The sequence below is a fragment of the Actinomadura sp. NPDC048032 genome (assembly GCF_040653175.1).
Taxonomy (GTDB): domain Bacteria; phylum Actinomycetota; class Actinomycetes; order Streptosporangiales; family Streptosporangiaceae; genus Spirillospora; species Spirillospora verrucosospora.
Genome location: NZ_JBEZJP010000530.1, coordinates 1 through 4,801, shown reverse-complemented (window position 1 = coordinate 4,801; position 4,801 = coordinate 1). Strand labels below are relative to the sequence as shown.

7 protein-coding genes are annotated in these 4,801 nt (G+C 78.3%); all 7 read left to right on the top strand.

Features of this window, described 5'->3' with window-relative positions:
* Window positions 1-876: NAD-dependent epimerase/dehydratase family protein (locus tag AB0C69_RS38205; protein ID WP_360360810.1), on the top strand; the 876-nt coding region annotated here is incomplete at its 5' end.
* Window positions 877-913: 37 nt separating this feature from the next.
* Entirely contained in the window at window positions 914-1,621 is a 708-nt protein-coding gene (locus tag AB0C69_RS38200) for a glycosyltransferase family 2 protein (protein ID WP_360360807.1), read from the top strand.
* Window positions 1,618-2,307, top strand: coding sequence for a TIGR04282 family arsenosugar biosynthesis glycosyltransferase (locus AB0C69_RS38195; RefSeq protein ID WP_360360804.1), 690 nt, complete (start codon window positions 1,618-1,620; stop codon window positions 2,305-2,307). Before AB0C69_RS38200 ends, AB0C69_RS38195 begins: the two co-directional genes overlap by 4 nt.
* Window positions 2,304-2,936 carry a class I SAM-dependent methyltransferase gene (locus AB0C69_RS38190; protein WP_360360801.1) on the top strand — a complete coding sequence of 211 codons (633 nt, stop codon included), beginning with the start codon at window positions 2,304-2,306 and terminating at the stop codon, window positions 2,934-2,936. Before AB0C69_RS38195 ends, AB0C69_RS38190 begins: the two co-directional genes overlap by 4 nt.
* Window positions 2,933-4,087 (top strand): molybdopterin-dependent oxidoreductase, encoded by a 1,155-nt coding sequence (locus AB0C69_RS38185; protein ID WP_360360798.1) that lies wholly within the window; start codon window positions 2,933-2,935, stop codon window positions 4,085-4,087. Before AB0C69_RS38190 ends, AB0C69_RS38185 begins: the two co-directional genes overlap by 4 nt.
* Window positions 4,084-4,563, top strand: a complete 480-nt coding sequence (locus AB0C69_RS38180) for a hypothetical protein (RefSeq protein ID WP_345186886.1) — start codon at window positions 4,084-4,086, stop codon at window positions 4,561-4,563. Before AB0C69_RS38185 ends, AB0C69_RS38180 begins: the two co-directional genes overlap by 4 nt.
* On the top strand, window positions 4,560-4,801 hold a 242-nt coding region (locus AB0C69_RS38175; RefSeq protein ID WP_360360794.1), incomplete at its 3' end, for a hypothetical protein. The genes AB0C69_RS38180 and AB0C69_RS38175, both read left to right, overlap by 4 nt.

The following is a 4,801-nucleotide window of genomic DNA, read 5'->3' as shown; positions in this document are numbered from 1 at the left end:
GACACCCTCGACGCGCTCGTCCCGGCCCGGGCCGTGTTCCACCCCGTGGTCGGCCTCGGCGTGGACGTCTCCGACCTGCCCGACTACGCCTCCGTCAACGTGCAGGGCACCGCCGTGCTGCTGGCCGAGATGGCCCGCGCCGGCGTCGGCGTCCTGGTGCTGGCGTCCTCGATGGTCGTCTACGGGGAGGGCGCCTACGCCTGCGCCGCCCACGGCCCCGTCCGCCCCGGGCCCCGCCCGGAGGACGCCCTGCGCGCCGGACGGTTCGAGCCGCCGTGCCCGGCGTGCGGGAAGCCGCTCGCGCCCGGCGCCGTCGGCGAGGAGACCCCGCCCGGCCCCCGCAACGCCTACGCCGACACCAAGCTCGCCCAGGAGCACCTGGCCGCGTCGTGGGCGCGCGCGACCGGCGGCTCCGTCGCCGCGCTGCGCTACCACAACGTCTACGGGCCGCGGATGCCGCGCGACACCCCCTACGCCGGCGTCGCGGCGATCTTCCGGTCGCGGCTGATGGACGGGCGGGCGCCGCTGGTGTTCGAGGACGGCGCGCAGCGCCGCGACTTCGTCCACGTCCGCGACGTCGCCCGCGCCGGCGTGCTGGCGCTGGAGCGCACCGCGGCCGCCCCGCCCGAGCCCGGCGGCCTGCGCGCCTACAACATCGCCAGCGGCGACCCCCGCACCGTCGGCGACATGGCCGGCGCGCTCGCCGACGTGTTCGGCGGCCCCCGCCCCCGCGTCACCGGGGACTACCGGCTCGGGGACGTCCGCCACATCGTCGCCCGGCCCGACCGCGCCCGCCGCGAGCTCGGCTTCCGCCCGCGGGTGCCGTTCGCCGAGGGCGTCGCCGAGTTCGCCCGGACGCACGTCACCAGTTCGTAAGGGTCGCCGCCCCATCACCGAAAGTAGCGTCTGAGCTGTGATCGATGTGGTTCTCCCGTGCCTGAACGAGGCCGAGGCGTTGCCCTGGGTCCTCGACCGGATGCCCGACGGGTTCCGGGCCCTGGTGGTCGACAACGCCTCCACCGACGACTCCGCGCGCGTGGCCGCCGACCGCGGCGCCCGCGTCGTGGCCGCGCCGCAGCGCGGCTTCGGCGCCGCCTGCCACGCCGGACTGCGCGCCGCCGAGACCGAGGTGGTGTGCGTGATGGACGCCGACGCCTCGCTGGACCCCGCCGACCTGCCCCGGCTGGTCGCCGCGCTCGGCGCCCTGGAAACCGGCGGCGCCGCCACCTCCTCGCCACCTGCCTCGCCGCCTGCCCCGCCGCCGGGCCTGGTGCTGGGGCGGCGGCGGCCGACCGGGCCGGGCGCGTGGCCGCCGCACGCCCGCCTGGGCAACGCCGTGCTGGCCCGGTCGCTGAACCGGCGCGCCGGGACCCGGCTGCGCGACCTCGGGCCGATGCGCGCCGCCCGCCGCGACGCCCTGCTGGCCCTCGACCTGCGGGACCGCCGCTTCGGCTACCCCCTGGAGATGGTGCTGCACGCCGCCCGCGCCGGGTGGCGGATCGCCGAGATCGACGTGCCCTACCGTCCCCGCACCGGCGCCTCGAAGGTGACCGGGACGCTCGGCGGGACGGTCCGCGCCGTCCGCGACATGCGCCGCGTCCTGGCGGAGGTAGCTCGATGACCCCCGCACCCGAGCCCGGCGGAACCGGGCGCGGCGGAATCGCGCATGGCGACGCCGACCTCATCGTCATCGCCAAGGAGCCCGTCCCGGGCCGGGTCAAGACCCGCCTCACGCCCGCCTACACCCCCGCCGAGGCCGCCGCGCTCGCCGAGGCGTCCCTGCGCGACACCCTCGCCGCCGTCGCCGCCGCACCCGCCGGCCGGCGGGTCCTCGCGCTCGCCGGCGACCCCGGGCCGTGGCTGCCGGACGGCTTCACCGTCATCGCCCAGCGCGGCGGCGGCCTGGACGAGCGCCTCGCCCACGCCTTCGCCGACGCCCACACCGGCCGCCCGATGGTCCTGATCGGCATGGACACCCCGCAGGTCACCCCCGAACTCCTCGACCGCGCCCGAAGCGCGCTCGGCCGCGCCGACGCGGTGTTCGGACCCGCCCGCGACGGCGGGTTCTGGCTGCTCGGGCTGCGCCGCCCCGCGGCGGCGCTGCTGCGCGGGGTCCCGATGTCGCGCCCCGACACCGGCGCGGTCCAGCTGGCGCGGCTGCGCGCCGCCGGCCTGCGGACGGTGGTGCTGCCCGAGCTCACCGACGTCGACACCCCCGCCGACGCCGCCGCGGTCGCCGCCACCGCGCCGGACGGCCGCTTCGCCGCCGCCGTGCGGGCCCTCGGGGACCGGACCGTCCCGGCATGATCGGCGAACTGTACGAGGAGGCGCTGCGAAGCCGCGCCCCGGTGGAGATCGAGCACGCCGACGGGCGCCGCCGGCCGCTGCCGCTGCACGACTGGCTGGCCGTGCGCGACGGCGACGGCGGGCTCCTGGACCGCTGCGAGGGCGCCACCCTGGACGTCGGGTCGGGACCGGGCCGGCTGACGGTGGCGCTGGCCCGCCGCGGACTGCCGGTGCTGGGCATCGACCTGGCCCCCTCCGCGGTCGCGCTGACCGTCGCGGCGGGCGGCCCGGCCCTGTGCCGCGACGTGTTCGGCCGCGTGCCGGGCGCCGGACGCTGGCGCACGGTGCTGCTCGCCGACGGCAACATCGGCATCGGCGGCGACCCCGCCGTGCTGCTGCGCCGCGTCCTGGCGCTGCTGGCGCCCGGCGGCCGGGTGCTGGCGGAGGTCGGCCCGCCCGGCTCGGCCTCCCGGGTCGAGCCGCTGCGGCTGCGCTCGGACCGCTCGGTCGGCGAATGGTTCCCCTGGGCGCACGTGTCCGCCGACGCCGTCGCCGGGCTGGCCGCCCTGTGCGCCGCGACCGTGACCGAGTCCTGGCAGGAAGCGGACCGGTGGTTCGTCGCCCTGCGCACCGGGGAGGTGCGCCCATGAGTTCCGCGCCCGGACGGCGCAGGCCGCCCGCGCCGGCAGCCGTGCTGCGCGGCGTCCCGGGACGGTTCACCAGCCGCCTCCACGACGAGCGGGTCGCCTCCTGGCTCGGCATCGCCCTCGGCGTCAGCGTCCTGGTCTCCTTCGGGACCGGGCTGGTCAGCCACTTCATGCAGCATCCCGCCGGGTGGATGCTGTGGCCGTCGCGGCCGGTGAACCTGTACCGGGTCACCCAGGGCGTGCACGTCATCGGCGGCCTGGCGACCGTCCCGCTGCTGCTGGCCAAGCTGTGGACGGTCTACCCGCGGCTGTGGCAGTGGCCGCCGGTGCGCTCCCTCGTCCACGGCGCGCAGCGGCTGCTGGTGTTCGTCCTGGTCGGCGCGGCGCTGTTCCAGTTCGTCACCGGGGTGCTGAACGTCGCCTACTGGTACGCGTTCCGGTTCTACTTCACCACCGCGCACTACTGGACGGCCTACATCCTCGTCGGCGCGCTGGTCATCCACATCGCCGACCAGTGGGCCAAGACGCGCCGCACCGTCATGACCCGCCCCGAGGACGGCGTCGGGCGCCGCGGCTTCCTGCTCACCGTCGCCGGCGCGAGCGGCGTCGTCGCGCTCACCACGGTGGGGGAGGCGGTCACCCCGCTGGCGCCGCTGGCGGTGCTGGCGCCGCGCCGCCCCGGCACCGGGCCGCAGGACGTCCCGGTCAACAAGTCGGCCGCCGCGACCGGCGTCACCGCCCAGGCCCGCGACCCCCGCTGGCGCCTCACCGTCACCGGCCGGGTCGCGCGGGAGGTCACCCTGTCCCTGGCCGACCTGCGCGCGCTGCCGCAGCACACCGCGCGGCTGCCCATCTCCTGCGTGGAGGGCTGGAGCGTGGAGGCGGACTGGCGGGGCGTGCGGCTGCGCGACGTCCTGCGCCTGGCCGGCGTCGCCGACGACGCGCAGGTGCTGGTGGAGTCGCTGCAGCGGCACGGCCTCTACCGCACCTCGCTGGTCGCCCCGCCGCACTGGCGCGACCCGCTGACGCTGCTGGCCCTCGGCATGAACGGCGCCCCCCTCGCCCTCGACCACGGCCACCCGTGCCGTCTCATCGCCCCGAACCGGCCCGGGGTCATGCAGACCAAATGGGTCCACCGGCTGGTGGTGTCGTGAACGCGCGGATCGTCTCGAAGGCGGCGGCGTACGCGGCGGGCCTGGCGCTCATCGCCGTCGGGCTGCGCGGGATCGTGGACGAGGTCCCCCTGGCCGCATGGGCGAAGTGGTTCGCCGGGGCGGCCGTCCTGCACGACGCCGTCCTGGTCCCGGCGGTGCTCGCCGCGGGGGCGCTCACCGGCCTGGTGCCCGCCGGCCGGCGGCGCGTCGTGCGCGCCGCGCTGGTCATCGGCGGCTGCGTCACCGTGGTCGCGATCCCCGTCGTGCTGGGCTACGGGCGCCGCGCCGACGAGCCGTCCCGCCTCCCGCTGCCCTACGGCCGCAACCTGGCGATCGTGCTGGGCGCGATCGCCGTGGTGGCGGCCTGCGTGCTCGCGGCCCGGGAGGTCACCGCCCGGCGCGGGGCCGGGCGCTCGTCGGGGCGCGGCGGAGCGACCCGCGTCCCGCGACCGTCCCGGAAGGAGAGGCGGCGATGACGCTCACCGAGGCGCACGGCCGGGCGGAGGCCGCCGAGAGGCCGGCGGGGCGCGGATGGCCGGTGTGGGCGGCCGTCGCGGTGTGGGCGGCCGGGATCGCGGCGGCGTTCGCCGTGGGCTGGTACCTGCGGCGCGCGGGCCTGGCCACCGAGGACCCGCTGCCTCCGCTGCACGCGCGGGCGCGGGGGTGGCCGCCGCCGTGGCGGCTGCTGCCCGCCGCCGCCGTCGCGGCCCTGGC

What these genes read in the sequence shown, in the direction of transcription:
- AB0C69_RS38185 (WP_360360798.1), top strand. Translation starts at nt 2,933, where the DNA reads ATGAGTTCCGCGCCCGGACGGCGCAGGCCGCCCGCGCCGGCAGCCGTG.
- AB0C69_RS38195 (WP_360360804.1), top strand. Translation starts at nt 1,618, where the DNA reads ATGACCCCCGCACCCGAGCCCGGCGGAACCGGGCGCGGCGGAATCGCG.
- AB0C69_RS38190 (WP_360360801.1), top strand. Translation starts at nt 2,304, where the DNA reads ATGATCGGCGAACTGTACGAGGAGGCGCTGCGAAGCCGCGCCCCGGTG.